This is a genomic window from Marinomonas fungiae, from assembly GCF_001418205.1.
GTDB classification, from domain to species: Bacteria; Pseudomonadota; Gammaproteobacteria; order Pseudomonadales; family Marinomonadaceae; genus Marinomonas; species Marinomonas fungiae.
On the sequence record NZ_LIQF01000016.1, the window covers coordinates 57,144 to 82,924 of the forward strand.

General features: G+C 47.1%; 21 protein-coding genes and 1 rRNA gene. 10 read left to right on the forward strand and 12 right to left on the reverse strand.

Translation table 11 applies throughout. The features are described 5' to 3' along the window. Nucleotides 1-50: 50 nt before the first annotated feature. The 8 genes from pgi to dksA all read right to left on the reverse strand — a co-directional run bounded on the left by pgi (nt 51) and on the right by dksA (nt 8,676). Nucleotides 51-1,694 carry a glucose-6-phosphate isomerase gene (pgi, locus tag ASC49_RS17320; RefSeq protein ID WP_055464504.1) on the reverse strand — a complete coding sequence of 548 codons (1,644 nt, stop codon included), beginning with the start codon at nt 1,692-1,694 and terminating at the stop codon, nt 51-53. A 30-nt stretch (nt 1,695-1,724) separates the two neighbouring features. Beyond that, nucleotides 1,725-2,576: a pantoate--beta-alanine ligase gene (panC, locus tag ASC49_RS19820; RefSeq protein ID WP_055464505.1), complete on the reverse strand. Its 852-nt coding sequence runs from the start codon at nt 2,574-2,576 to the stop codon at nt 1,725-1,727. Beyond that, complete coding sequence (gene panB, locus ASC49_RS17330) at nt 2,573-3,400, reverse strand: 3-methyl-2-oxobutanoate hydroxymethyltransferase (RefSeq protein ID WP_055464506.1); 828 nt, start codon at nt 3,398-3,400, stop codon at nt 2,573-2,575. The genes panC and panB overlap by 4 nt, the downstream gene beginning before the upstream one ends. Before the next feature lie 2 nt (nt 3,401-3,402). Then, nucleotides 3,403-3,888, reverse strand: a complete 486-nt coding sequence (gene folK / locus ASC49_RS17335; RefSeq protein WP_055464507.1) for a 2-amino-4-hydroxy-6-hydroxymethyldihydropteridine diphosphokinase — start codon at nt 3,886-3,888, stop codon at nt 3,403-3,405. 8 nt (nt 3,889-3,896) lie between these two features. Then, nucleotides 3,897-5,330: a polynucleotide adenylyltransferase PcnB gene (gene pcnB / locus ASC49_RS17340; RefSeq protein ID WP_055464508.1), complete on the reverse strand. Its 1,434-nt coding sequence runs from the start codon at nt 5,328-5,330 to the stop codon at nt 3,897-3,899. A gap of 540 nt (nt 5,331-5,870) precedes the next feature. After that, entirely contained in the window at nt 5,871-7,292 is a 1,422-nt protein-coding gene (locus ASC49_RS17345) for a sigma-54 interaction domain-containing protein (RefSeq protein ID WP_055464509.1), read from the reverse strand. A gap of 64 nt (nt 7,293-7,356) precedes the next feature. Continuing rightward, nucleotides 7,357-8,238: a tRNA glutamyl-Q(34) synthetase GluQRS gene (gene gluQRS / locus ASC49_RS17350; RefSeq protein ID WP_055464510.1), complete on the reverse strand. Its 882-nt coding sequence runs from the start codon at nt 8,236-8,238 to the stop codon at nt 7,357-7,359. A gap of 3 nt (nt 8,239-8,241) precedes the next feature. Beyond that, a complete protein-coding gene (gene dksA / locus ASC49_RS17355) occupies nt 8,242-8,676 on the reverse strand; it encodes an RNA polymerase-binding protein DksA (RefSeq protein ID WP_055464511.1) in 435 nt (144 codons plus the stop codon). A gap of 167 nt (nt 8,677-8,843) precedes the next feature. Between dksA and ASC49_RS17360 the strand changes: the two genes are divergently transcribed. Both ASC49_RS17360 and ASC49_RS17365 read left to right on the forward strand, forming a co-directional pair. After that, nucleotides 8,844-10,004 carry an aminotransferase class I/II-fold pyridoxal phosphate-dependent enzyme gene (locus tag ASC49_RS17360; protein ID WP_055464512.1) on the forward strand — a complete coding sequence of 387 codons (1,161 nt, stop codon included), beginning with the start codon at nt 8,844-8,846 and terminating at the stop codon, nt 10,002-10,004. Nucleotides 10,005-10,123: 119 nt separating this feature from the next. Continuing rightward, entirely contained in the window at nt 10,124-10,546 is a 423-nt protein-coding gene (locus ASC49_RS17365; protein WP_055464513.1) for an RDD family protein, read from the forward strand. A 19-nt stretch (nt 10,547-10,565) separates the two neighbouring features. On the opposite strand, the gene lptG is transcribed toward ASC49_RS17365, so the two are convergent. Continuing rightward, nucleotides 10,566-11,627: an LPS export ABC transporter permease LptG gene (gene lptG, locus ASC49_RS17370; RefSeq protein ID WP_055464514.1), complete on the reverse strand. Its 1,062-nt coding sequence runs from the start codon at nt 11,625-11,627 to the stop codon at nt 10,566-10,568. Beyond that, entirely contained in the window at nt 11,620-12,735 is a 1,116-nt protein-coding gene (lptF, locus tag ASC49_RS17375; protein ID WP_055464515.1) for an LPS export ABC transporter permease LptF, read from the reverse strand. The genes lptG and lptF overlap by 8 nt, the downstream gene beginning before the upstream one ends. A gap of 128 nt (nt 12,736-12,863) precedes the next feature. Between lptF and ASC49_RS17380 the strand changes: the two genes are divergently transcribed. From ASC49_RS17380 to ASC49_RS17395, 4 genes are all read left to right on the forward strand, one after another. After that, on the forward strand, nt 12,864-14,321 hold the full coding sequence (locus ASC49_RS17380) for a leucyl aminopeptidase (RefSeq protein ID WP_055464516.1): 1,458 nt from the start codon (nt 12,864-12,866) through the stop codon (nt 14,319-14,321). A 294-nt stretch (nt 14,322-14,615) separates the two neighbouring features. Then, nucleotides 14,616-15,143 (forward strand): hypothetical protein, encoded by a 528-nt coding sequence (locus ASC49_RS17385; RefSeq protein WP_055464517.1) that lies wholly within the window; start codon nt 14,616-14,618, stop codon nt 15,141-15,143. Nucleotides 15,144-15,229: 86 nt separating this feature from the next. Further along, on the forward strand, nt 15,230-18,013 hold the full coding sequence (locus tag ASC49_RS17390) for a valine--tRNA ligase (protein ID WP_055464518.1): 2,784 nt from the start codon (nt 15,230-15,232) through the stop codon (nt 18,011-18,013). A gap of 67 nt (nt 18,014-18,080) precedes the next feature. After that, nucleotides 18,081-18,323 carry a cold-shock protein gene (locus ASC49_RS17395; protein ID WP_055464519.1) on the forward strand — a complete coding sequence of 81 codons (243 nt, stop codon included), beginning with the start codon at nt 18,081-18,083 and terminating at the stop codon, nt 18,321-18,323. Between the two features lie 58 nt (nt 18,324-18,381). Here ASC49_RS17395 and ASC49_RS17400 read toward each other — a convergent pair whose 3' ends face one another. After that, the gene (locus ASC49_RS17400) at nt 18,382-18,792 is read right to left on the reverse strand and encodes a CBS domain-containing protein (protein WP_055464520.1); all 411 of its coding nucleotides are present in this window, start codon (nt 18,790-18,792) and stop codon (nt 18,382-18,384) included. A gap of 48 nt (nt 18,793-18,840) precedes the next feature. On the opposite strand from ASC49_RS17400, the gene tadA reads away from it, so the two are divergent. Both tadA and purL read left to right on the forward strand, forming a co-directional pair. Then, complete coding sequence (gene tadA / locus ASC49_RS17405; RefSeq protein ID WP_055464521.1) at nt 18,841-19,377, forward strand: tRNA adenosine(34) deaminase TadA; 537 nt, start codon at nt 18,841-18,843, stop codon at nt 19,375-19,377. A 104-nt stretch (nt 19,378-19,481) separates the two neighbouring features. Beyond that, on the forward strand, nt 19,482-23,378 hold the full coding sequence (gene purL / locus ASC49_RS17410; RefSeq protein ID WP_055464522.1) for a phosphoribosylformylglycinamidine synthase: 3,897 nt from the start codon (nt 19,482-19,484) through the stop codon (nt 23,376-23,378). A gap of 57 nt (nt 23,379-23,435) precedes the next feature. On the opposite strand, the gene ASC49_RS17415 is transcribed toward purL, so the two are convergent. After that, on the reverse strand, nt 23,436-24,296 hold the full coding sequence (locus ASC49_RS17415) for a LysR family transcriptional regulator (protein WP_055464523.1): 861 nt from the start codon (nt 24,294-24,296) through the stop codon (nt 23,436-23,438). 106 nt (nt 24,297-24,402) lie between these two features. Between ASC49_RS17415 and ASC49_RS17420 the strand changes: the two genes are divergently transcribed. Both ASC49_RS17420 and ASC49_RS17425 read left to right on the forward strand, forming a co-directional pair. Continuing rightward, a complete protein-coding gene (locus ASC49_RS17420) occupies nt 24,403-25,266 on the forward strand; it encodes an urea carboxylase-associated family protein (protein ID WP_055464524.1) in 864 nt (287 codons plus the stop codon). 428 nt (nt 25,267-25,694) lie between these two features. Next, a 16S ribosomal RNA gene (locus tag ASC49_RS17425) occupies nt 25,695-25,781 on the forward strand; the annotation flags it as partial.

Here is a 25,781-nt window from a genome sequence, read left to right on the forward strand (position 1 = left end):
AAAAAGACCTTCAAATGAAGGTCTTTTGCATTGAGCTGTTCCAGCAAAGATTACTGAGCCGTTTTAAAAGCTGCGATCAGAGCTTGGGTAGAGGCATCCAATTGGCTGTTATCCGTATCGTTGACAAGGCGATTGTAGATATCAGTACCCAACACTTTACCAAGTTCAACGCCCCATTGGTCAAAGGAGTTTATGCCCCAGATGGTGCCTTGCACAAAGGTACGATGCTCATACAGCGCGATCAATGAGCCTGTTGTGAAAGGTGTTAGCTGCTCGGTTAACAACGTATTGCTTGGACGGTTGCCAGGAATGACTTTGTGTGGCGCAATCGCAGCCACTTGTTCTTCCGTTGCGCCTGCATCGCGCAGCTCTTGCTCAGCTTGCGCTAAGCTTTTACCAACCATAAGGGCTTGAGATTGGCTTAGACAGTTGGCAAATAGCTGTGCATGGTGGTCGGCCACTGGATTATGGGTTTTTAGTGGTGCAATAAAGTCTACTGGAACCAAGCGCGTGCCTTGGTGCAACAACTGGTGATACGCATGCTGACCATTTGTGCCTGCGCCCCCCCAAATGATTGGACCGGTATCTGTTTCAACGCCAGAGCCATCAACCAGATTAGCTTTGCCATTGCTTTCCATATCCAGCTGCTGAATATGCGCAGGCATAGCACGTAGGTAGTGGTCGTAAGGAATCAGTGCATGTGTCTGGGCGTTATGGAAGTTGCTATACCACACCCCTAGAGCCCCCATGATTACAGGTAGGTTCTGCTCAAATGGTGCGCTTTTAAAGTGCTCGTCCATGGCGTGAGCGCCATCAAGTAGCTCATAAAAGTGGTTCATACCGACTGCAACCGCAACCGGTAAGCCAATCGCGGACCAAAGCGAGTAGCGGCCGCCAACCCAATCCCACATAGGGAAGATATTTTCTTCCGCCATGCCGAATTTAACGGCTTTTTCAACATTTGAGCTAACGGCTGCAAAGTGCTTTTTGATCTCAGCTTCTGGTACACCTTCAGCGATACACCAAGCTCGTGCGGCGTTAGCGTTATAAAGTGTTTCTAGTGTGCCAAATGACTTAGACGAAACAATGAAGACCGTGCTGTCAGCCTTAAGAAGTTTAAGTTTCTCAGTGATGTCTGAGCCATCAATGTTGGCAACAAAATGGACCCTAATGTCGTCTTTTTTGTAAGGAGTTAGGGCCTCAGTGACCACTTTTGGGCCAAGGTAGGAGCCGCCAATACCGATCGATACTACGTCTGTAATCTTCTTGCCGCTGTAACCTTTCCACTCACCACTATGTAGCTGAGTAACAAAATTCTCCATCTGTGCCAGAGTATTACGTACTTCGTCTAGTACGTTGACGCCATCTACCATCAGTGCCTCTTGTGCTTTGCTGGCACGAAGCGCTACATGAAGAACAGAGCGATTCTCGGTATTGTTAATATGATCGCCTTTGAACATGCCTGTGATAGCAGACTTCATACCTGCTTGCTCGACTAATTGTAGCAACAGCTTCATAGTGTCGGTGTTAGCACGGTTTTTTGAGTAATCTAGCGACCATCCCGCAGCGGATGCTTTGAAAGACTCGGCACGGGTTGCATCGTTGGCAAATAATTCAGTCATTTTGACTGAGGCCATTGCTTGCTGATGTTGTGCCAGTGCTTGCCACGCGGAATGTTGCGTTGGTGAGCTCATGTCTATCTCCCTAGGTTGAGTATAAGAGTGTTACGGTAGATCTACGGTTAGGTTATCGATCAACCGAGCTTTGCCCAAATAGGCAGCAACCAGAATGACCAGTCGCTTCTCTTTCTCTGATGGTGTCAGTAAGTCATGTTGTGCACGTATTTCAAAATAGTCACGCTTAAATCCCACTGCTTCAAGCTTCTGTTGAGCTTGTTCGCAAATGTCTGCGTAGCTTACGTGACCTTCTAGGATCTGTTGCTTTGCCCATAGAAGGGTTTGGTAAAGAGTTGTCGCGGTGTTGCGTTCAGCCTCAGTTAGGTAACCGTTGCGTGAACTAAGTGCAAGGCCTGACTCAGCTCGAGCAATATCTACGCCAATAATTTCAACGTTGGAGCTCAGGTCGCGCACCATGTCTTCAATGACTTTCAATTGTTGATAATCTTTGTTACCAAAGATCGCACAGTCAGGCATAACGATGTTAAAAAGTTTGGTGACTACTGTTGCCACGCCAACAAAATGGCCTGGGCGAGTGGCGCCACACAAAATGTCTGACAGTCCAGTCACTTCAATCTGTGTTTGGCTGCGTTTACCATCTGGGTACATTTCTGAAGCCGATGGTGCAAACAGGAAATCACAGCCATTGCTTTCCAGTAATGCTTGATCCTCTTTTAGTGTACGTGGGTAGCGCTCTAAGTCTTCATTGGCTGAGAACTGCATAGGGTTCACGAAAATAGAGGAGACCACCACATCGCCTTCTTTACGTGCGCGGCGGATCAGTTCCATATGGCCTTCATGTAAGTTACCCATCGTCGGTACGAAGGCAATGCGTTTGTCTTGTAAACGTTCGCTTTTTAGGGCTGTGCGAAGTTCAGCCACTGTGTGAAATGTTTTCATGCGTCAAATGTGTGTTCTGGTGCTGGGAATGTACCATTTTTGACTTCGTCTACATAAGCGGCGAAAGCGTCAGTGATGGTGCGACCGTTGGTCAAAAAGTTTTTTACAAAGCGGGCTGGGCGACCAATGTTAATGCCCAGCATGTCGTGCATCACTAGGACTTGGCCATCGGTGTCCGCACCGGCGCCAATGCCGATGACCGGTACACTAACAGCTTGCGTCAAGGATTTACCTAGTTCACTAGGAATGCATTCGTACAATAGAATATCGGCGCCAGCGGCTACCAATTCTAACGATTCTTGTAGAATTAAGTCTGCTGCTGCCTTGTCCTTTCCTTGTACTTTATAGCCACCGAGCTTATGAACGGCTTGTGGTGTTAAGCCTAAATGCGCACAAACCGGAATGCCGCGCTCAGAAAGTAAACGTACCGTATCGGCAAGCCAGCTACCGCCTTCAAGCTTAACCATATTGGCGCCAGCCTGCATCAACTTGGCGGCGTTATCGAGCGCTTGGTTTGGGGAGCTATAACTCATAAACGGCATGTCGGCGAGAATAAAGGCATGACTGTTACCACGCTTTACCGCTGCTGTGTGGTAGCACATATCGTCAATCGACACGGGCAGCGTACTGTCTTGGCCTTGTACCACCATGCCTAACGAGTCTCCTACGAGGATGGTTTCAACCCCAGCCTTATTCATCGCGTGAGTAAAGGTGGCATCGTAACAAGTTAAACAGGTGAATTTCTCCCCTGCTTGTTTCATGCGCTGTAGTTTGGATAGGGTAATAGGGCTAACAGGTTTTTTCGCTGACGTGTCTGAATACATGGTTATGCTTCTTCTATTGTTACCAAATCGCTGGTATCAAGTTGAGTGACATGCTCTGCAACGGTTTTGCCATTGTGCAGCAGCAGCTCAGGTGCTAGATCGAACAAGGGACGGATCACGAACCCGCGTTCTAGCATAAAGGGGTGGGGGACATTCAGGCGAGGCAGATCAATGGTGTCTTGATTGAATAGCAGAATGTCGAGATCCAGAGTTCTTGGTCCCCAGTGGCGTTCCCGCACACGTTGATGGTCTTGTTCGACGCTTTGTAGAAGGTCCAGTGTTGCTATGCTATCCAGCTCGGTTTCGAAGCAGGCCACAGCATTAACATAATCCGGCTGATCCTGAGGGCCAACCGGTTTGCTTGAATAGATATTTGAACAGGTGAAGTTGGCAATGTCGCCATGTTTAGAAAGCTGTTCAATCGCACTTTTCAGTTGTGCCAATGGGTTTTCTAGATTGCTGCCTAGGCCAATGTATACCTTGTTCATGGGTCATCTCACTGTTCTTGTGAACGTTTGGCATTACTACTTTTGCGGCGACGTGGTCGACGGCGTTTCGCTTTTGGAGCCTCTCCACCAGCTTTACGCTCATCGGCTCTATTGATTAGGTCGCGCTGTTGGTTTTCCGGTGCTTGCTGGAAATCGTTCCACCAGTTGCCCAAGCCGCCTAGGTCGGTACCACTTTGTTCGCGAATCAATAGGAAGTCAAATGCGGCGCGGAAACGTGGATGATGTAGTAGTGTGAAAGCACGTTTGCCGTAGCGCTTTGGTAAGCGGAATTGCAGATCCCAAATTTCACGCATTGGGGTAGAGAAGCGACGTGGGATTGCTGTGGCAGCGACTTGGTTGTCCAGTACCATGGTCGCGGCTTGATGCAGCGCAGGCAACTCAGGTAGACCTTGCTTCTCAAATTCTTCATGGCGAAGCGCAACGCTTGGCCATAATAGAATGGCGTACAGGAAGTAAGGGGCTGTACTGCGGCCACCTTGAATGCGTTCGTCTGTGTTCTGTAGGCCCTGTAGAATGAAGGCTTCAGGATCAATGTCCTTACGCTGCCAGCCACTTTTTAGTAGAGCATCCGTGTCTGGGAATAAGTATTTAAATAAGCCGTATTCGCGTAATAGCTTAAAGGTTTCTGTGCCATTACCGCTGCCGAGTAGCTTAAGTACTTCTTCAAATAAACGAGCCGGTGGAATGTGATCTAGCAAATGCGCCATTTCTTTGATTGGTGCAGCTGTCTCGGGCTCTATGGAGAAATTTAACTTTGCCGCGAAGCGAATGGCGCGCAGCATACGCACTGGGTCTTCTTGGTAGCGCTGACGAGCATCACCAATGATACGAATCTGACGCTTTTCTATGTCAGCCAGGCCGCCGCAATAATCGTTAATCGAGAAATCTGCGATGTTGTAATAGAGCGCATTGAAAGTGAAATCTCGGCGTTCAGCGTCTTCTTCGATAGAGCCATAGACATTGTCTCGCAAGATAATGCCATGAGATGAGCGGGCAGTGTCTTTGTCTTTAAGAGATTTGCGTTGATCGCTTTCAGCGGGGTGTTGAGCGGCTGTGTTGGCGCGGAAGGTAGATACTTCAATGATTTCACGCCCGTAAGTAACATGCACCAGTTTAAAGCGTCGGCCAATCAAACGAGAGTTGGAGAACAGGGCATGGGCTTCTTCTGGTGTGGCGTTGGTGACCACGTCGAAGTCTTTTGGCTCAATGCCAATTAAATGGTCTCGAATACAGCCCCCGACGAGATAGGCATCGAAGCCTGCCTCATGAAGGCGATATAGAACTTTCAGCGCATTTGGGCTGATGTTCTTTCTCGAGAACGTATGTTTGTCCCTAGGAATTTCTAGGGGTAGTTGTCGAGACTCATCTGAGCCAAATAAGGAAGTCGCTTTACGAACCAAAGACCTAAAACCTGCAAGCATTATTTAAAAAATTTCAACAATTGATGGGTTTGGTTATTCTACACGGCTAGGGTAGAAGTTACACGATAAAGAGAGATTGAATTAACTTGGAAGATGAGAAAGGGTAAAACAGTGGAGGTGCGAAAATAAAATAATCGCTTTGGATACATCGAAGATACTAGTTCCGAAAACAAAGTTCGTGCTGCTTCTGCAGTTCTACTCAAGTTTTATTTTTATTATTGCAATGTTTTCATCGCCTTTCGGCTTGTATATCTAAAAAAATCAATTATCCAAAGCGATCTTTCCATCCGTAGCCTCAGATTTTATTTTTATTTTGAGAGGCTACAGTGTTCCTTTTGTTTTATTTTTATTTTAAGGAACGTACAAAATGATTAACTTATTTTTATTATCGTCAATCTTGTTATCGTTGTGTCATATATAAGGCATTAGTTGTGCCAATTTTTTCAATATACTGAAAAATAAGGATTTTTCAAAAAAGTTGTGCACTTTTTTTACGATATTGTAAGGTTTTGATGGGTATTATCGTATCAGGTGTTACTTTTATTCTGTTACTTTTCTGGGTATTCCGAGTTTTTGTCGTCGCTCCCAGAGGCTTTTTCGTGAGATGCCCAGAGACTGTGCAAGCTGTGTTTCTGTCATTTTATGTTGGTGCGTTAACACGAAATGCTTGAAGTAATCGTCTAGCGTTGTCCCTTCAATGGCAAATTGAGGTGCGCTATCGGCGGCACCAGTTTGCGTTGCTTTTGTAGCGGTTGTATAGCTGTCCTTGGTTTTCAGCTTTAGATTGCTGGCTTCTAGCTTGCCTTCTGGACTTAGAATAATGGCTCGCTCTAGGGCGTTTTCCAGCTCCCTGACATTCCCCGGCCAAGAGTGCTCGCGAATGGCTTTATCGAATGCTTTAGTGTACTGAGGAATGGGCTTGTCATGCTTTTTACAGGCCTTCTCCAGTAAGGTTTTGGCGATCAGTGATATGTCTTCACCGCGTTCGCGTAATGCTGGTACAGTTAGCTCCATGACATACAAACGGTAGTATAAGTCTTCTCGGAACATGCCTTTCTGAACCATTTGCAGTAGGTTTCGATGGGTGGCGGTGACCAGTCGAATATTTACCTGAGTGGAGGTGACGGCGCCAACACGACGAATCTCGCCTTCTTGCAGCACTCGCAATAAGCGAGCTTGAGCTTCTAGTGGGAGCTCTCCGATTTCATCTAGAAACAAAGTGCCGTTGTCGGCAGCCACAATCAGGCCATCCCGCGCGGAGACGGCACCAGTGAAGGCGCCTTTTTCATGACCAAACAGCTCTGATTCAATTAGGTTTTCTGGAATGGCGGCACAGTTCACACTAATCAAGGCGTTATTTTTTCGCTTCGAAAGGTTGTGGATGGACTTTGCTACCAACTCTTTACCTGTTCCTGATTCGCCATGAATGAGCACGGTGGCGTTGGTTTTAGCGACTTTCTGCAGTTCATCAAAGAGCACGTGCATTACGGGGCTATTCCCGATAATGCCGCTTTCTGGGGAGCCCAGAGCCGGACTGTTGGAGCTACTCGATTGATTGGCAAAAAGACTGATGTCGCTGCTACTCGGTTCGGCAATCAGTTCAGCTGATTTAGTACTGCGCTTAGGCTTTTCTAGTGCTTCAATAACTTGAGTGAGTACTGTATCAGGGTCTGTAGGCAAGGGGATAAAGTAGCTTGCGCCTTTGGCCATGTACTCAATAGCACCGTTAAGGCTAGGGCGCTGATCAAAAATGATAAAGGTTTGCTGGCTGATTTTGGCGAGCGATTCGTCTGATGTGACCTCTGCGTCGACCAGTAAGAGTTCAAAGTCATCCAGCTCATAGTACTTGATGGCTTGCTCAATGGTTTGGCTGATGTTGACATGAAAGCCGTTGCGGCTTAACCAACGATCGACCTCTTTGAGTGGTGAATTGTCACCGCAGATCACCATAACATGATACATCTTGTCACCCCTTGTAGCTTAGTGTAACGATTATACCCAGATTGATGGTTGGCGCGAGCGTCAATTAACGGATTAAATCCTGATCGTTTTCATCTAAAGATAGACTTGCTTGACGTAGCTGTTTGCGTGACCAGTGCTGGCTGGCCCATTCGAGTAAACGGGGGATGCTTAAGTCGGTTGGTATATGGCTAAACCCTAAATAATGAAGTACTCGTTTTAACACGGTTAGATCGCCATTAGGGATGGCTTTGGCGTGATTCTGCTTACTGATTTTGTCGCCGTGCTCATTAATGATTAAAGGTAAGTGACAAAGTTCAGGGGCTTGCCAATTAAGCTGCTGGTAGAGCCATAGCTGCTGTCCTGTAGTGTCTAGTAGGTCTGCGCCGCGAACAATATGACTAATATTTTGTAAATGGTCGTCGACCACCACGGCCAGCTGATAGGAGAAATACCCATCCTTGCGTTTCAAAACAGGATGATTCAATGGCTGGCTGATATCAAAGTATTGCGGTCCTTGAATTGGATCGACAAATGCAAAAATTCCTTGATCGCATTGTGCCCGCCAAGAATGATCAGCATGAAGATCACATTGACAGCGTTTAGGATGTAGTCCTTGGGTTGCTTTTAGGGATGCGCGGGTGCATTGGCATGGATACGCCTGATCTTGTTTGATCAGCTGCTCCAGATAATGTTGATACAGGTCGTGCCGTTCGGACTGAATGATGACGGCTTCATCGGAAAACAGTTGGTAGCTATACAGAGTATCTAAGATGGCTTTTTGAAAGTCTAATGAGCAGCGTGTGCCATCGACATCTTCAAGGCGAATAAGCCAAGTGCCTTGTTGTTGACGAGCGTCTAGGTAGCTGGCCACCGCACTGAGCAGGGAGCCAAAATGAAGCGGGCCGGTTGGCGAGGGGGCAAACCGGCCGCGATAAGCAGTGGGCATGTGTTAACCGCCGATTTGCTTCTCTTTAATCTCAGAAAGAGTCTTGCAGTCGATACACATGGTTGCGGTTGGACGTGCTTCAAGTCGACGAATGCCGATTTCAATGCCGCACTCATCACAGAAACCGTAGTCGTCTTCGTTAATGCGTTCGATTGTTTGGTTAATCTTTTTAACTAGCTTGCGCTCACGGTCACGAGCACGAAGCTCTAGACTGAACTCTTCTTCTTGACTGGCACGATCGTTTGGATCTGCATAGTTCACCGCTTCTTCTTGTAAGTTGTGTACGGTGCGATCAACCTCTTCCATTAGGTTTTGCTTCCAGTTGAGAAGGATGCTTTTAAAATGCGCCAATTGTTTTTCGTTCATGTACTCTTCACCTTCCGCTGCAACGTAAGGTGTAAAGTCTTTCATCAATGATTCAGGATTTTTACTTGGCATAGTCTTGCCTCACTTCCCAGGTGTCCTTGTGGTAACCTGTTTACATTAAGTTAAGGTGGTTTAATTTTTCGGGCGGAAACTTATCAGATAATTTGTGCCATAACCACATTTTTTGCGCAAAAACTTTATTCTTTTTTCGCGTATTTTTAAGGATTTTAGAGATTAGTATGCAGACTTTAGCCAAACGCGTCGAGCAAATAGCCCCTTTTCAAGTGATGGCGGTGATGGAGCGAGCTAAGCAACTTCAGGCCGTAGGTAAAGATGTAATTCACTTAGAAGTGGGGGAGCCAGACTTCAGCGCCCCTGCGGCCGTGAATGAAGCGGGTATGGCTGCGATCAGAGACGGTAAAACGGGTTATACGGCCGCAACGGGCTTGCCTGAGTTACGTCAAGCGATCAGTGATTTCTATCAGCAACGCTATGATGTGAACGTTGCGCCTGAGCGTATTGTGGTAACGCCGGGAGCATCTGGAGCCTTGTTGCTGTTGAGTTCGTTGATGGCGGAAGTAGGCTCTGAGGTATTGATGCCTGATCCTTGTTATCCGTGTAACCGTCACTTTTTGCTACAGGTCGGAGCAAAAGCACGCATGTTGGAATGCTTGAGCGAGAATAACTTTGAAATCGATCTGAGCGCGCTTGAGGGGCATTGGCAGGAGCAAACAACAGGGCTTTGGTTAGCATCCCCTGCCAATCCAACGGGTTCGGTCTTGTCTGCAGACTATATTGCCAAGGCTTGGGAAATCGTTAAGCAGCAGGGCGGCCATATGCTAGTGGATGAGATTTATCAGGGCTTGGTATTTGATGGCGAAGATTTTACGGCGTTGAGTGTCAGTGATGATATTTTTGTAGTGAACAGTTTTTCAAAGTACTTCGCCATGACTGGCTGGCGTTTGGGTTGGATTGTAGTGCCGCAGTGGGCCATTGAAGGCGCAACAAAACTGGCGCAAAACCTTTTTATTTCCGCGCCTTCCATCGCTCAGCATGCTGCGCTTCGTGCATTCCAACCAGATGTCTTGGCAGAGTGTGAGCAGCGTCGTCAAACGTTGGCGGAACGTCGTATGACGTTAGTTCAAGGTCTGGAACGGTTAGGCTTGCCGATCGCTTCTGCGCCTCAGGGGGCCTTCTATGTTTATGTGGATGTGTCGAGCATTACTTCGGATGCTATGCAATGGTGTTTGGCGTTATTGCAAACGGAGTTTGTGGCGCTTACCCCAGGGGCTGACTTTGGTATGAAGGACGCGCATAAATATGTGCGCTTTGCCTATACCTGTGATTGTGCTCGTATCGAGCAGGCGTTACAACGCATCGAGCGCTTCATTCAGTCTTAGCGTATTTTATTGACCTCAATCGTATTCTACAGAGGTTTTCTAAAAGCTACTTCAAAAGCGCATTATTACTCTGCATTATAGTTTCCACTGTTATGAACATGGGAAAGTGAAGAGTAACAATGCGCAAAGTTCATTTATGGCGTCGCTTGGCGGCGGCGTTCTACGATTCTCTACTATTAATTGCCCTCTATTTTCTGGTTGGCTGGATCGCGGTGATGGCGAACGATGGTGAAGCTGTCGATGGTCCGTGGCTGTTTTGGTTGCTGTTAATCATTGCTTGGGGATTTTTTGTGAAATTCTGGCGTTACCCAGGACAAACCTTGGGAATGCAAGTCTGGAAGTTTCGCGTTGTACAGGACAACGGGGCGCCATTAACTGTGCGCCAAGCGACTGCCCGTTATGTCTTGGCACTGGTGTCTTGGGGCTGTTTCGGTTTGGGTTTTCTATGGGCGTTAGTCGACAAGAATCAGCTGACTTGGCATGACAAGTTGTCGCAAACTCGACTGGAGTTCATCGATCATAAACAACGCAACCGTACCTAGGTTGCGTTGTTCTTAAGGGCTAGTGACGACGTTTTAGCAAGTAAAGACCTATCGCAAAACAGACCAAGATAGGCAACAAGATGCCTAGTAATGGTGGTAAAGAGCTGACGAGGCTTAAGCGCCCCATAATATAAAGAGTGTTTTGGAAAGCTAGACCAATCAATACGCCAGAGAAGATACGCCCGCCCATGGTTGAGGATCGCAATGGTCCAAATACCGTTGAAATAGCTACAATAACCAGTGCTAGCGACGACAGAGGTCGGAATATCTTACTCCAAAATGAGAGCTCGTAATCGCCGGGGTTAAGCCCTTGCTCTTTTAAAAAGGTTGAATACTGATACAACTGTGTCAGCGAAAGGCTATCGGGTTCTTGGGTCGACAAATATAAATAGTCTGCCTTAAGTGAGGAATACCATTCTTGTGTCGCAGCATGGCTGACCGTAACTCGATCTTCACCAAAAGTTGAGGTGGAAATATTGTGTAGTGTCCACGTGTTTTCTGACTCTTGAGAGGCACTACTTGCTGTGTGAATTGCTTTCAGAGTATCGCCTTCGCGATCGTAAATAGTGATGTTGTATAGCTTTCCTTGGCGATCGGCGGCATCAATGTAAACATAGTCTCCGTTGGTTTTTAGCCAGCTACCGCCAGTAATGGCGAAGTTGTTGTTCACGCCTGCTTGTAATTTGTCTACAAGATTGGCTTTTTGTTCGGCGATTGGTGAGACGAATTCGGCTACCAATAATCCTGCTAGAGCGAGTGCTAAAACGGGTTTACAGGCAGCAAAGCCTAAACGCCAGAGCGGTACTCCTGCGGCACGCATCACGGTTATTTCCGATGTTGAAGCCAGTGCGCCTAAGCCCACCAAAGTGCCAATTAACGAAGCCACAGGAAGGTATTCGGCGAGTTTGCCTGGAATGCGTAGGCCTAATACTTGAATTAATGTGGTCGCGGTGTATTGGTCGTTGACCTTTTTCACCTCTTCGATAAAAGTAATCGCGAAATCCAATCCCAGCAGTACAAAGGCGACTAAGCAGACCGCCAGAAGAACGCTCATGCCAACATAGTGGTCGAGTTTACGCATGGCGCCCTCCCGTGCTGTTGGGTAATTTGGCTGCTTTGCGCGAAAACACTTGGTTAAACAGCAAGAAGGTATAAGTGGCGATCATAATAAACACCCCATGCACCCACCAAAGTCCAAGTTGAGTGGGGATGGTTTGTTTCTCAATCGCGGTACGCCCCCAGATCAGTAGCCCTAGGTAAGCAATCAATAAAACGATGGCCGGCAACATTTTAAAGAAGCGACCTTGGCGTGGATTTACTTGGCTCAGGGATAGGCCAATAATGGCAAGAATTGGCACCATAATGACTAGGCTCATTCGCCATTGAAGTTCAGCCACCAGCTTAGGGTCGGTTGCATTGAGTAATGAAAGGGTAGACTGCGCTTCTTCTGCTGTGATTTCGCCAGCCGGGGTGTCTTCGATGCGCAGTGCGTAGGTATCGAATGTTGTAATCGTATAATTAGCGGTGCCGGGTTTGCCTTGATAACGCACGCCATCTTTTAAGACCAAATATTGCAATCCGTCGTGCTCGGCAAAGCGTACTAACTCGCCATAACGTGCCAGTGTTTGCGTCGGTACTAACTGGTGATTCTTGTTGGTGTAGTCGGAGACAAACATGTTTTCCATCCAGCCTTCATTATTAGTGAAGCTTTCGATGTAGGTGGCACGTTGTCCCGCGCTTTCAAATTTGCCCGGCTGTAAAAAGTCAAACGCTGTTAATTGGTCTTGTGCCTGCGTGATTTCTTGAGCCTTGTATTCAAATGTCGGTGAAATCCAAAAATTAATACAAGCTGAGAGCGCTGTTACAAAAAGTGCAATACCAAGCGTGTAACCTGCAAGCTTGATTTTGCTGATGCCGCTGGCGAACAAAATCGACATCTCGTTTTCAATGTACAGACGGCCGTAGGCCAATAGTAATGAAAGGAAAAATGCTAAAGGCAAAATGACCTGAATGAAGCTTGGGACGTGTAGACCTAGTAAAATAAATAGGAAGTCAAAGCTCATACGGCCATCAGCGACGCGACCTAGATAGTTAAAGATGCGCCCACTTAAAATGACAAGAAGTAAGATGAGGGTCACCGCTGCGGTTGACACCAACACTTCTTTAGCCAAGTATCTGAATAGTTTCAAAGGAACCTCTACTGGAGTTCTAGCGTGACTTCAGGTGATCGCTACTAAAAATTAAACGGCCAATATTATCTCGTTAGTTGCCGTAGGTAGCCAGTATTTTAGAAAGATTATTGAATTGGATGGGAAATATGAAAACACAATTGTTCAACAATGTTGCTGACGTTCAAGCAGACCTGCTTGTGGTATTTGTTCCAAGTGAAGGGGAATTGCCTGCCGCGACGGCACAAGCGGACGAAAAAGTGAATGGCCAGATTGCTGCACTTCGCGAACAAACCGTTTTCAAAGGCTCTGTGGCACAAACGTTGCTGCTGCCAAGCGTTGTAGAAGGTCAGCCGGCTCTGTTGTTGGTTGGCACCGGTAAAGAAGCGCTGTCTGATATGAATGTTAAAAAAGTGGCGGCTGCAGTAGGTACTCAAATCAAGTCTCTGCCATATGCTAACGTGGCGGTGGCTGCGAGCGGTTTGTCAGTGAAAGATCGTGATGCTGACAATATGACGACTTTGTTGGCGCAGTGGCTAAACGAAGCTTTCTATGAATTCCTAGGCTTTAAGCAATCGGATGCGGAGAAAGTGAGTAAAGTGGAAACTTTGCAAATCGAAGGCACGAGCGAAGACGCTCTGAAAGTGGGGGTGGCGACTGCGGCCGGTTCTGCATTCACGCGTCAATTGGGTAACCTTCCAGGAAACGTGTGTACACCTGCTTACTTAGCGTCTAAAGCGCAGCAATTAGGCGAAGACTACGACATCGAAATTGAATTGTTAGATGAAACGAAAATGGACGAGCTAGGCATGCACTGTCTATTGTCTGTTGGTCGTGGTAGTGATCAGCCAAGTTACTTGATCGTGATGCATTACCGTGGTGGTAAAGAAGATGAGGCACCACATGTATTGCTCGGCAAAGGTATCACCTTCGATACCGGTGGTATTTCATTGAAACCAGGCGCGAAAATGGATGAAATGAAGTACGACATGTGTGGTGCGGCTAGCGTATTCGGTACTATGAAAGCTATTTGTGAGTTGAAGCCTGCATTGAATTTCACAGCAGTGATCGCGGCAGCGGAAAACATGCCAAGTGGCCGCGCAACGAAACCAGGGGACATCGTTAAAACCATGTCAGGCAAAACGGTTGAAGTATTGAATACAGATGCTGAGGGTCGTTTGGTGTTGTGTGACGCGTTAACTTACATTGAGCGCTTTAAGCCGCAATCTGTGGTAGACATTGCCACATTAACAGGGGCTTGTATCGTTGCTTTGGGCAGTGTGAACTCTGGTATGTACGCTAATAAGCAAGACGTAGCGGATGCATTAAAAGCAGCCAGTAAAGGGGCGGCAGATAAACTGTGGCAAATGCCGTTGGACGAAGAATACCAGCAGCAACTGGATAGCAACTTTGCCGATATCGGTAATATTGGTGGCCCAGAGGCAGGCTCTGTCACCGCTGCATGCTTCCTATCTCGCTTCACTGAAAGCTACCCTTGGGCGCATCTGGACATTGCTGGAACGGCTTGGGCTGGTGGCGCTAGCAAAGGTGCCAGCGGTCGCCCGGTTGGTCTTTTGACTCAATATTTATTAAGTAAAGCTAACTAATTGCTTTTAAAGTATTTTAAAGCTCTGCCGTAGCTAAGTTATGGCAGAGCTTTTTGCTTTAAGGGAGAAACTTTTCCTCTTCAATGAGAAAAGGATAGGAATTCTAGAGTTTGTATCCTGTTGCAAGAAAATAATGGGTATAGATTAAGATGCTGATGTTGATGCGTATGAGGGTGGACTTTTGCGAGCGTCAGTGCGAAAGTTGTACAAATTAATCGTTTCCTAACAGCATCTTCGGCATCATTCTTCTGCCTTTGATTATGCTGATAAATTTGGCTTTGATTGTGGTTTTCTATGTCTGATGTGCTTTCCGATGCTCAAATGTATTTATCTGAGCCGGACGAAACTGTCCTAACTGCTGCGCTGCGTAACAAAGATGACATTCCTATTTTGATGGATGTTGTTGGTGCAGACGAAGTGACTACGCCTGTCAGTCAAGAAATGCACTTAAAAAACTTGTTATCTGTAGAAAAATCGCCGACACCGTCTGAGTCTAAAAAAACGCTATCGGATAGTGTTGTGCCAGAGTCGACACCGTCTGCTACAGCAAGAGTTGCGCCGCACTTTAAGTACGAGCCCCCTGAAACCAAAAAAACAGAATTCAAATACGAGCCGCCGGAAGAAACCGTTACAGCGGTGGTCGAAGCGGTCTCTGCATCGGTAAGCAAAACGGCCGAAAAAACCGTCAAACCAGTGCCGCAGGCGAGTAAAACTGAGCAATCTCAGCTAATCGCAACGGCTATTCGTAACGTGTTAGAGCGCCGATTACCCGGCTTGGTCGCAGAAGTCATGACAGAAATCTCGAAACGTAAAGGCCAGTAGGTGTTACGTGACTTTCTCGGTCGCTGCGTAAGCGTTATAATTCCCACAACTTAATTTTTGCCATCCAAGAGCTTTAAGACACCATAATGGAAAAGACTTACCAACCTCAAAGTATCGAACAGCCGATTTATGCGCGCTGGGAAGAAAATAATTACTTCGCACCTAAGGGTGACGGCACGCCATTCTCAATCATGATTCCGCCGCCGAACGTCACAGGTAGTCTGCACATGGGCCACGCGTTCCAGCACAGCTTGATGGACGCCATGATCCGCCGTGCGCGTATGCAAGGCAAACGCACATTGTGGCAACCAGGTAGCGACCACGCCGGTATCGCAACGCAGATGGTGGTTGAGCGTCAATTGGCAGCACAAAACCTAACGCGAACTGAGCTAGGCCGTGAAAAGTTCCTAGAAAAAGTATGGGAATGGAAAGGTCAATCGGGCGGTACTATTTCGGATCAAATGCGTGTCCTAGGTGACTCGGTAGACTGGAGCAAAGAACGTTTTACCATGGACCCTGGTATGTCTGCAGCGGTTCAGGAAGTCTTTGTTCGTTTGTACGACGAAGGCATCATTTACCGTGGTCAGCGCCTAGTTAACTGGGATCCTAAGCTACACACCGCGATTTCTGATCTTGAAGTTTTGTCAGAAGAAGAAAACGGCTTTATGTGGCATTTCCGCTACCCACTAGCGGATGGCGTGACAACAGCCGATGGCAAAGATTACATCGTGGTTGCGACGACGCGCCCAGAAACTATGTTGGGTGACTCAGCTGTGGCGGTTGCGCCTGACGATGAGCGTTACGCGGCATTGGTCGGCAAAGAAGTTATTCTGCCACTTGTTGACCGTCGTATTCCAATCGTTGCGGATGAATACGTAGACAAAGAATTCGGTACTGGCTGTGTGAAAATCACGCCTGCACACGATTTTAACGACTATGAAGTGGGTAAGCGCCATAACCTACCAATGATCAATATCTTCACGGATGATGCGTCGATCAACGATGTAGCGCCAGAAAAATACCGTGGCTTAGATCGTTTTGATGCACGTAAAGTCGTGGTGAAAGATTTTGAAGAGCTTGGTCTATTAGAAAAAATCGCAGATCACAAACTGAAAGTGCCGCGCAGTGAGCGTGGTAATACCGTGGTTGAGCCTTACCTGACTAATCAGTGGTACGTGGCGGTAGAATCGCTTGCGAAACCTGCCATTGAAGCGGTTGAAAATGGCGATATCCAGTTTGTACCGAAGCAGTGGGAAAACACTTACTTTGCGTGGATGCGTGATCTACAAGATTGGTGTATCTCACGTCAGTTGTGGTGGGGCCACCAAATCCCAGCATGGTACGACAACTCAGGCAACTTCTATGTTGGTCAGAGTGAAGAGGATGTACGTCAGAAATACGGATTGGCAGCAGACCTAGAGCTGGTTCAAGATGAAGACGTTCTAGATACGTGGTTCTCTTCTGCGTTGTGGACTTTCGCAACACAAGGTTGGCCAGAGCAAACCGAAGACCTAGATCTGTTTGGTGAGTCAGACGTCCTAGTGACGGGCTTTGATATCATCTTCTTCTGGGTTGCTCGTATGATCATGATGACCTTGAAGTTTACGAACAAGGTGCCGTTCAAAACGGTCTACATCACTGGTTTGATTCGAGACGAGCGCGGCGACAAAATGTCGAAGTCCAAAGGTAACGTTATCGATCCATTGGATTTGATCAACGGTATTGATCTTGAAGCGTTAGTCGCGAAACGCACTTACGGCATGATGCAACCGCGTCTTGCTGAAAAAGTTGAGAAGAACACTCGTGAAACTTACCCAGAAGGTATGCCTGCCTACGGTACCGATGCACTACGTTTCACATTGTGCTCACTGGCATCTGGTGGTCGTGATATCAAGTTCGATCTTAACCGTTTAGAAGGTTACCGTAACTTCTGTAATAAGATTTGGAACGCAGCCCGCTATGTGTTGATGAACACCGAAGGTCAAGATTGCGCGCAAAATGGCAGTGAAGTGGAGTTATCTCTAGCGGATAAGTGGATTATTTCTCGTCTACAGCACGCCGAAGATGCGGTAAACAAAGCCTACGAAACGCACCGTTTTGATTTGGCGGCACAAGCAGTTTACGAGTTCATGTGGCACGAATACTGTGATTGGTATCTAGAGCTTTCGAAGCCAGTGCTATGGGACGAAAATGCGACTCCAGCACAGCTAGCGGGTACACGCCGTACTCTGGTACGTGTATTAGAAGGTTTCTTACGTCTTGCCCACCCAATGATGCCATTTATCACTGAAGAAATTTGGCAGCGAGTGGCGCCGCTAGCGGCGCAAGAAGGTGAAACCATCATGACTCGCCCATACCCAGCAGCGGATGAGGCGAAGAAGGATGCTGTGGCGGAAGCAGACGTTGAATGGCTAAAAGGTGTCATTGAAGGTATTCGTAATATTCGTGGTGAAATGAATATTGCACCGTCTAAGCCACTGGAGATTTTCTTCCGTAACGGCTCTGAGCAAGATAAAGCTCGTATGGAGGCTAACTTAGCGTTCTTAGAGAAACTTGCAAAGATCGAGTCCATCACTTGGCTGGAAACAGGTGCGGAAGCGCCTATGTCTGCGACGGCTCTAGTAGGTGAAATGGAAGTGCTCGTGCCAATGGCGGGTCTGATCGATAAAGAGGCAGAGCTTGCACGCCTGCAAAAAGAAATCGATAAAGCGAGTAAAGATCTACAGCGTATCGAAGGCAAATTGGGCAATGAATCATTTGTTGCCAAAGCGCCTGCAGAGGTTGTTGAGAAAGAAAAATCGAAGTGTGAAGATCTGAAGTCAGTCGTTGCTCGACTAGAAGAGCAAAAGGCTAGCATCGCGTCTTTGTAAGAACGGTTTGCTCTAGCCTGTACTCAGGCTAGAGCGGTTGGCTCAAATCAATAACAAGAGGTGGTCAATGGCAGAACGGTTTTTTGGTAAAGTGCGTTGGTTTAATGACACCAAGGGGATTGGTTTTATTAAGCGCGATGACTTACCGGATGTGTTTGTACACTATAAATCGATTTTGTCAGAGGGTCATAAGACCTTAAAAAAAGGACAGTCAGTCAGTTTCGAAATTATGGAAACGGATTTCGGCCTGCAAGCGTCCCACGTTATGCTTGAGAAGCGCCCGTTACAGCAAAGCTCTGATCAGTCATGATTGCTTCGCTTAAAAAACCAGCTTATTACGCTGGTTTTTTTATCTCTAAAATAAGGTTCTACAGCATGCTATGGGCCAGTTTGACAAAGTCGATAGGGCTGAGAATACCTACCAGCTTACCATTTTCAACAACCGGTAAACTGCCGTATTTATTCTCGATGAAAAATTCTGCCGCAGCTTTTAACGAAAGACTGGGTTCGATACTAAGAAGGTCTTTGTTCATGGCATTGCGTACAGGCGTTTGTTCTTCTTTCTTAGATAGTTGTTGCGTACCAAATTGACTGACCAAGTAAAAGGCGTGTTTTAAGTACTCACGTTGTGTAAGCATGCCAACACAGGCGCCTTCATCATCAACGACAGGCAGGTTGCGAATGTTTTTTTCTGCCATCAAGGCCTTGGCTTTGGCAAGTGAATCGCTCTCTTTTAGGGTTACAAGATTCGTAATCATCAAATCGGCTACGGTTTGCACGCTTCAAACTCCTTGTATAATAGTTTCCCTGAGTTTAGGAGATATGAAATGCCCAGTGCAATAGACCCGAGTCATTCACAGCAAGAGAACGACGAATATTGGATGGCTAAGGCCCTAGAATTGGCTTGTGCGGCCGAAGCAGAAAGTGAAATACCTGTCGGAGCGATTATCGTGTTGGATGGTGAAATCATCGGTCAAGGTTTTAATTCCCCCATTCACACTTGCGATCCGACCGCTCATGCTGAGATTCAAGCGATTCGTGACGCCTGTAAAAATGTTAATAATTACCGTCTCCCCGACGCAACCTTGTATGTGACATTGGAGCCGTGTTCTATGTGTGCGGGGGCGATTGTACACAGTCGTATTGCCCGTGTGGTGTATGGCGCGACGGAGCCTAAGAGTGGTGTGGTGGAAAGTCAGCAGCAGTTTTTTCAAAATAGCTTCTTAAATCACCATGTCGAATCCCACGGTGGCGTATTAGCGGAGCAGGCGAGTACTCAGCTTTCAAATTTTTTTCAGTATCGCCGCGAGCAAAAAAAACGATTAAAACAACAGGCTAAGGCGCGAAATAACGACGCTGAGTAAGGAATGTGGCGATATTGCAAAGACTCTACTGGCTTCAAAACGCCTCAATGATTTAAAATACCCGCAAATTTTTCCCCAAACTACCACATGAGGCAAAACTCGACATGCTGACTCTGCATGGTTCCGCGGCGCTTTCTGCGTTTCGCAAAGCTAAGCTTTTAGCAGGTCTACAAGATCTGTATCCATCCATCACAGATATCGATGCCCAGTTTCTACATTTTGTTGAACTAAAGTCAGGTCAGGCGCTGACAGCGGAACAGCAAGGCGTGCTAGAACAGGCTCTGACTTACGGGGCTAAGTCTGCGCCGATTCAAGTATCTGACAACTACGTTTTGGTAGTGCCACGTCTTGGTACCATCTCGCCATGGTCTTCTAAAGCAACGGACATTCTGCATAACTGTGGTCTTGAGTTAGTAGAGCGCGTTGAGCGCGGTGTGCAATACTTTATCCATTCTAGCGAAGCATTTTCTGATGCACAGCGTAGTGACATTGCGGCGCTACTGCATGATCGTATGACAGAAAGCGTTTTGCTAGATGTTGCGGCGGCGCAAACTATGTTTAGCCATGCAACGCCAGCACCAATGAGCAGCGTAGATATTTTAGGCGGTGGTCGCGATGCATTGGTAGAAGCTAACCAAAAACTTGGTCTAGCCTTGGCGGAAGACGAAATTGACTACTTGGTAGAGTCATTCAAAGAATTGGGTCGTAACCCAAATGACGTAGAGCTAATGATGTTTGCGCAAGCAAACTCTGAGCACTGTCGTCACAAGATCTTTAACGCATCTTGGACCATTGATGGCGAAGAGCAAGAGCGCTCTTTGTTCAAGATGATAAAGAACACACACGAGCATAACCCAGATGGCACTTTGTCTGCGTACAAAGACAACGCGGCGGTTATGGAAGGTCACAAAGCAGGCCGTTTCTTCCCGAACCCTGAAACTCGTGAATACGATTTCTCACAAGAGAACATCGATATTTTGATGAAGGTTGAAACCCACAACCATCCAACGGCGATTGCCCCATTTGCGGGTGCGGCGACTGGCTCCGGTGGTGAAATCCGTGACGAAGGCGCGACTGGTATCGGTGCCAAGCCGAAAGCGGGTCTAACAGGCTTTACCGTTTCTGACCTTAAAATTCCAGGTTTTGAACAGCCATGGGAAAGCCAATACGGCAAGCCAAGCCGTATCGTGACGCCATTGGATATCATGATCGAAGGTCCTATTGGTGGCGCGGCATTTAACAACGAATTTGGTCGCCCAGCGCTACTAGGTTACTTCCGTACTTTCGAACAAAAAGTACAGGGCCCAACTGGTGACGAAGTGCGTGGTTACCACAAGCCAATCATGTTAGCAGGTGGTATTGGTAACATCCGTCGTGAGCACGTTGAAAAAGACGAGATCCAAGTAGGTTCTAAACTAGTGGTACTAGGTGGCCCTGCGATGTTGATCGGTCTTGGCGGTGGTGCTGCGTCTTCGATGGCCTCTGCTGACGGTAACGAAGATCTAGACTTCGCTTCGGTACAACGTGGCAACCCAGAAATGGAACGCCGTTGTCAGGAAGTAATCGACCGTTGTTGGCAGCTTGGCGACAAGAACCCAATCAGCTTCATCCACGACGTGGGTGCGGGTGGTCTGTCTAACGCCTTGCCAGAGCTTGTTAAAGACGGCGAGCGTGGCGGTAAGTTCGATCTACGTAAAGTATTGAACGACGAACCAGGCATGTCACCACTAGAAATCTGGTGTAACGAATCGCAAGAACGCTACGTCATGGCGATCCCTGCGGATCGTATCGACGAGTTTGCAGCGATTTGTGAGCGTGAGCGTTGCCCATTTGCTGTGGTTGGTGAAGCGAAAGAAGAACTGCACCTAGAAGTGGAAGATCCACACTTTGACAACAGCCCAGTTGACCTACCAATGTCTGTACTATTTGGTAAGCCACCTAAGATGCACCGTGAAGCGACTAAAGCCGATGTTAAAGGCGATGACTTTGACGGTTCTGACGTTGAGCTTGCAGAAGCAGCGAAACGCGTTCTTAGCCTGCCAACGGTGGCGTCTAAGAGCTTCTTGATCACCATCGGTGACCGTACTATCACAGGTATGGTGGCACGTGACCAAATGGTCGGTCCATGGCAGGTACCAGTAGCGGACGTAGCGGTAACGACTTCGTCACTAGACAGCTACACCGGTGAAGCGATGACCATGGGTGAGCGTACGCCAGCAGCACTATTGAATGCACCAGCCTCTGGTCGTATGGCAGTGGGTGAAGCGCTAACTAACCTTGCGGCAGCGAAAATTACCAAGCGTAACCACATTAAGCTATCGGCAAACTGGATGGCGGCTGCGGGTCACGCAGGTGAAGATGAGAAGCTATACCAAACGGTTAAAGCCGTGGGTATGGAACTGTGTCCTGCACTGGATATCGCGATCCCTGTGGGTAAAGACTCTATGTCGATGAAGACAGTATGGAAAGAAGACGGCGAAGAGAAAGCGGTTACTTCACCATTGTCTCTTGTGATTTCTGCGTTTGCGCCAGTGGAAGATGTTCGTAAGACACTGACTCCAGAACTTAAGAAAGCAGACAGCCAATTGATTCTATTGGATCTTGGTGCGGGTCAAAACCGTCTAGGTGGTTCGGTTCTAGCGCAAGTATTTAACAAAGTCAGTAACGCAACACCTGACGTAGACAGCGCTGCGGTTCTAGCAGGCTTCTTTGATACTACGCAAACCTTGAATGGCGAAGGCAAACTGCTTTCTTACCACGACCGCTCAGATGGTGGTCTTTTCGCAACACTTGTCGAAATGTCTTTCGCTAGCCACATCGGTCTAGATGTTGATCTAACCAATATTGCTAAAGACAAAGCGTCACTAGCCGCAGCGTTATTCAACGAAGAACTAGGCGCTGTGATTCAAGTAGCAAACAGCGAAGTGGATGCGGTACTCGCGGCTTACCAAGCAGCGGGCGTTTCTGCGACAGCAGTTGCGACACTAAACGACAGCGATACCTTGAACTTCGCGTTCCAAGGCGAGCAAGTGCTTTCTCAAGATCGTATCACTTGGCAGCGCACTTGGTCTGAAACAAGCTACCGAATCCAAGCGCTACGTGATAACCCAGAATCAGCGCAGCAAGAATTCGATAACTTGCTCGATGCGAAAGACCCTGGTCTATCTGCGAAACTAAGCTTCGATATCAATGCGGATGTGGCTGCGCCTTACATCAATACTGGCGCGAAACCGCGCATGGCCGTATTACGTGAGCAGGGTGTTAACGGTCAAGTAGAAATGGCAGCTGCCTTCCATAAAGCTGGCTTTACTCCAGTTGACGTTCACATGAGCGATATTCTGTCAGGCCGCGTTTCCCTAGAAGAATTCCACGGCCTAGTGGCGTGTGGTGGTTTCTCTTACGGTGACGTACTAGGTGCTGGTGAAGGTTGGGCGAAGTCTATCCTGTTTAACAGCCGAGCACGCGAGCAGTTCGAAGCTTTCTTTAACCGTCAAGAAACCTTCTCTCTAGGTATTTGTAACGGTTGTCAGATGCTGTCTAACTTGCATGACCTGATCCCAGGTGCGCAAAACTGGCCGAAGTTCGTACGTAACCAATCTGCACAGTTTGAAGCACGTCTAGTGCAAGTAGAAGTGAAAGAGTCTAACTCTGTTCTACTAGCAGACATGGCAGGTTCGATCATGCCGATCGCAGTTGCCCATGGTGAAGGTCACACGGAATACCGTGATGAGGCACACAAAGCCATCCTTAAAGCGAATGGCCAAGTAGCACTGCAGTTCGTTGATCACTATGGTCAAGCGACAGAGCGTTACCCATTCAACCCGAATGGTTCCTCTGAAGGTATTACTGGCGTGACCTCAGAAGATGGTCGTGTCACCATCATGATGCCTCACCCAGAGCGTGTTTACCGTGCGGTACAGCACAGCTGGAAGCCAGAAGGTTGGCAAGAGCAAGGTCCTTGGTTGCGTCTATTCCAAAACGCACGCAAGTTCCTAGGCTAATAGCCAACTAAAGTAAGAACGTAAAAGGCCCGCTACTTGAAAGAGTCGCGGGCTTTTTTATTTCTCTGGTTGACTTAAGTAATCAACCAGTTGGCACACATTGTGATGCGCGTAACGATTGCGCTCAATCCCGTAATAACGCCCTAAATTCCCTTTATGCTCACTTAGTGTCACCAGAGTTCCCTGTTGTATGTCTTGCTGAATAAGAAACTCTGGGCACAGAGCTACCCCTTGTGCGGCCTGTGTGGCCATTTTTAGTAGGTGGAAATCTTCATAAATGAGAGAGGCAGGTTGCTGAAGTCGCATCCCTTGTTGTGTGAACCATTGCTCCCAGCTATGGGATGAGTGGTCATGAAGTAGGTCTGCGTGTAAAAGGCCATTAATTGAATTAAGTTCTGAGTGTTGGCTCAGGTAAATCGGACTACAGACTGGCAATGTTTCTCCAGAGAACAGAGGGATTACTGGGTAATGGGGACAGGTATTTGCTTCGTAACTACCAAGGCGCAGGCTGTGTTCATCCAAATACTCTGGTGAGGAAGCATGATAGCGAATTTCCAGTTCAAGGTTCGGATGGTTCTCTTTAAAGCTGATTAGTTTTGGTAACAGCCAAGGCTGTAATAAAGAGGGCAGGCAATAAAGTGTAATGGGCTTGTGCGCATGTGGTTTTTTGTCTAATAACATTTGATCAATGTGGTCAAATGGCTGCTCTAGCTCTTTTGCTAGTAATGCTCCTTCCGGTGTGGCTTTTAGCTGTCGCCCAGATTTATAAAACAGTGTGTAGCCTAATTTATCTTCTAAGCGCTTTATTTGATGGCTTACTGCAGATTCCGTCAAACTTAAATGCTCAGCCGTTTGCTTAAGTGACCCATAGCGAACGGCTAAATGAAAGGTGTGAAGGGCGGTGTAGGGCAGGCTCATTTTAGAACTCTGAAAGTTTTGTCATGTATTAAAAATAAATGTCACTTATCTTCAGTTTCACCATTCTTTAATGTGAGTCAATCGAAAACTCAAAAGAGGGCATTTCATGGCGAACATTGAAGCTGCATATCGTTCTGGAGAAGGTTCAAAACTTGAGATTAACAAAGCGTTCTACGCATCGTTAAAACAAGGGAATGCAAAGCGTACCTTAGTGGAAACCGTAAAAGTTCCGATACGCTCAGGCATTGCTTGGAAGGTCCCCGCTGGTCATGTATTTCGAATTCGTGTGTCAGAAGGGCCGCAAGTGGGGGATTTCAATATGTGGAATCTTCATGATCCGCGCGAAAGAATGTGGGCTTCGCGTACGCGCCAGCTTCAACGCGCTCATGTGAGTACCTATGATCGGCTTTGGTCAACCTTGCCATTTCTGCGTCCAATGGCAACCATCATTGAAGACACCTTAGAAAATTACGGTAAAGATGAAGATGGTGGTCGTGTGCATGATTTACTCGGCACCCGCTGTGACCCTTATATTAATTACCTTTTGACTGGCGAAGACTTTGATTTTCACTGTCATTCAAACTTGGTAAGGGCGATATTGCCCCACGGCTTAACAGAGTTTGATGTGCACGATGTATTAAATGTCTTTCAGTGTACGGGGTTAAACAGTGATGATCAGTACTTTATGAAGCCATGCCCGGCGAAGAAAGGAGATTACCTAGAGTTCTTTGCTGAGATTGACCTGTTATGTGCGATGTCTTGTTGTCCTGGTGGGGACTTGTCGGTGGATTTCTTGGGGCGAGATGGAGTAGACCCCCTATCAACCTGTCATCCATTAGAAGTAGACATCTATAAGTTAGAGGATGCTGCCTTAACAGGCAGGGAGTCGCCAAAATGTCCTGCTTATAAAGGTGCTCATGGTATGAAATTACCAGCAACTGACTGGGCTGCAATAAAACGTGAGCTCTAATGCTGGAAGATCACATGCTGCGTATGATCGCTATGAAAACACCAAATCATTTGCTGTTACCTAAGAAAGTGGCTGAAAAACAGCCAATGAAGATGTCTTATGAACGATTTTGATTGTTATTTAAGCAGGTTTTCGGTGTTTTCAAATTATTTTAAGTTATTTTAAAAAAGTGCTTGCGCTGAAAATTCTGATGCGTATTATACGCACCCACTGACACGGACAACGCTTCACAACAACGAAGCACACCGCGTCAGACGCTCTTTAAAATAGATAATCAGATAATTTGTGTGGGCGCTTGCTGGAGACTTCTCAAAAACTTTGAAGTCTTAAACAAGTGACCATGTCAATTCGCTTTACGTTCTTTAATCTTTGGGTTGAAGGATATAGTAAAAGTCAGACGTGATTCACGAGTTTGAGCAAACTTTTTTAAACTGAAGAGTTTGATCATGGCTCAGATTGAACGCTGGCGGCAGGCTTAACACATGCAAGTCGAGCGGTAACAGGAATTAGCTTGC

Coding starts and splice junctions, on each gene's coding strand:
- pgi (WP_055464504.1), bottom strand. CDS start 1,694: ATGAGCTCACCAACGCAACATTCCGCGTGGCAAGCACTGGCACAACAT.
- panC (WP_055464505.1), bottom strand. CDS start 2,576: ATGAAAACATTTCACACAGTGGCTGAACTTCGCACAGCCCTAAAAAGC.
- panB (WP_055464506.1), bottom strand. CDS start 3,400: ATGTATTCAGACACGTCAGCGAAAAAACCTGTTAGCCCTATTACCCTA.
- folK (WP_055464507.1), bottom strand. CDS start 3,888: ATGAACAAGGTATACATTGGCCTAGGCAGCAATCTAGAAAACCCATTG.
- pcnB (WP_055464508.1), bottom strand. CDS start 5,330: ATGCTTGCAGGTTTTAGGTCTTTGGTTCGTAAAGCGACTTCCTTATTT.
- ASC49_RS17345 (WP_055464509.1), bottom strand. CDS start 7,292: ATGTATCATGTTATGGTGATCTGCGGTGACAATTCACCACTCAAAGAG.
- gluQRS (WP_055464510.1), bottom strand. CDS start 8,238: ATGCCCACTGCTTATCGCGGCCGGTTTGCCCCCTCGCCAACCGGCCCG.
- dksA (WP_055464511.1), bottom strand. CDS start 8,676: ATGCCAAGTAAAAATCCTGAATCATTGATGAAAGACTTTACACCTTAC.
- ASC49_RS17360 (WP_055464512.1), top strand. CDS start 8,844: ATGCAGACTTTAGCCAAACGCGTCGAGCAAATAGCCCCTTTTCAAGTG.
- ASC49_RS17365 (WP_055464513.1), top strand. CDS start 10,124: ATGCGCAAAGTTCATTTATGGCGTCGCTTGGCGGCGGCGTTCTACGAT.
- lptG (WP_055464514.1), bottom strand. CDS start 11,627: ATGCGTAAACTCGACCACTATGTTGGCATGAGCGTTCTTCTGGCGGTC.
- ASC49_RS17380 (WP_055464516.1), top strand. CDS start 12,864: ATGAAAACACAATTGTTCAACAATGTTGCTGACGTTCAAGCAGACCTG.
- ASC49_RS17385 (WP_055464517.1), top strand. CDS start 14,616: ATGTCTGATGTGCTTTCCGATGCTCAAATGTATTTATCTGAGCCGGAC.
- ASC49_RS17390 (WP_055464518.1), top strand. CDS start 15,230: ATGGAAAAGACTTACCAACCTCAAAGTATCGAACAGCCGATTTATGCG.
- ASC49_RS17395 (WP_055464519.1), top strand. CDS start 18,081: ATGGCAGAACGGTTTTTTGGTAAAGTGCGTTGGTTTAATGACACCAAG.
- tadA (WP_055464521.1), top strand. CDS start 18,841: ATGCCCAGTGCAATAGACCCGAGTCATTCACAGCAAGAGAACGACGAA.
- purL (WP_055464522.1), top strand. CDS start 19,482: ATGCTGACTCTGCATGGTTCCGCGGCGCTTTCTGCGTTTCGCAAAGCT.
- ASC49_RS17415 (WP_055464523.1), bottom strand. CDS start 24,296: ATGAGCCTGCCCTACACCGCCCTTCACACCTTTCATTTAGCCGTTCGC.
- ASC49_RS17420 (WP_055464524.1), top strand. CDS start 24,403: ATGGCGAACATTGAAGCTGCATATCGTTCTGGAGAAGGTTCAAAACTT.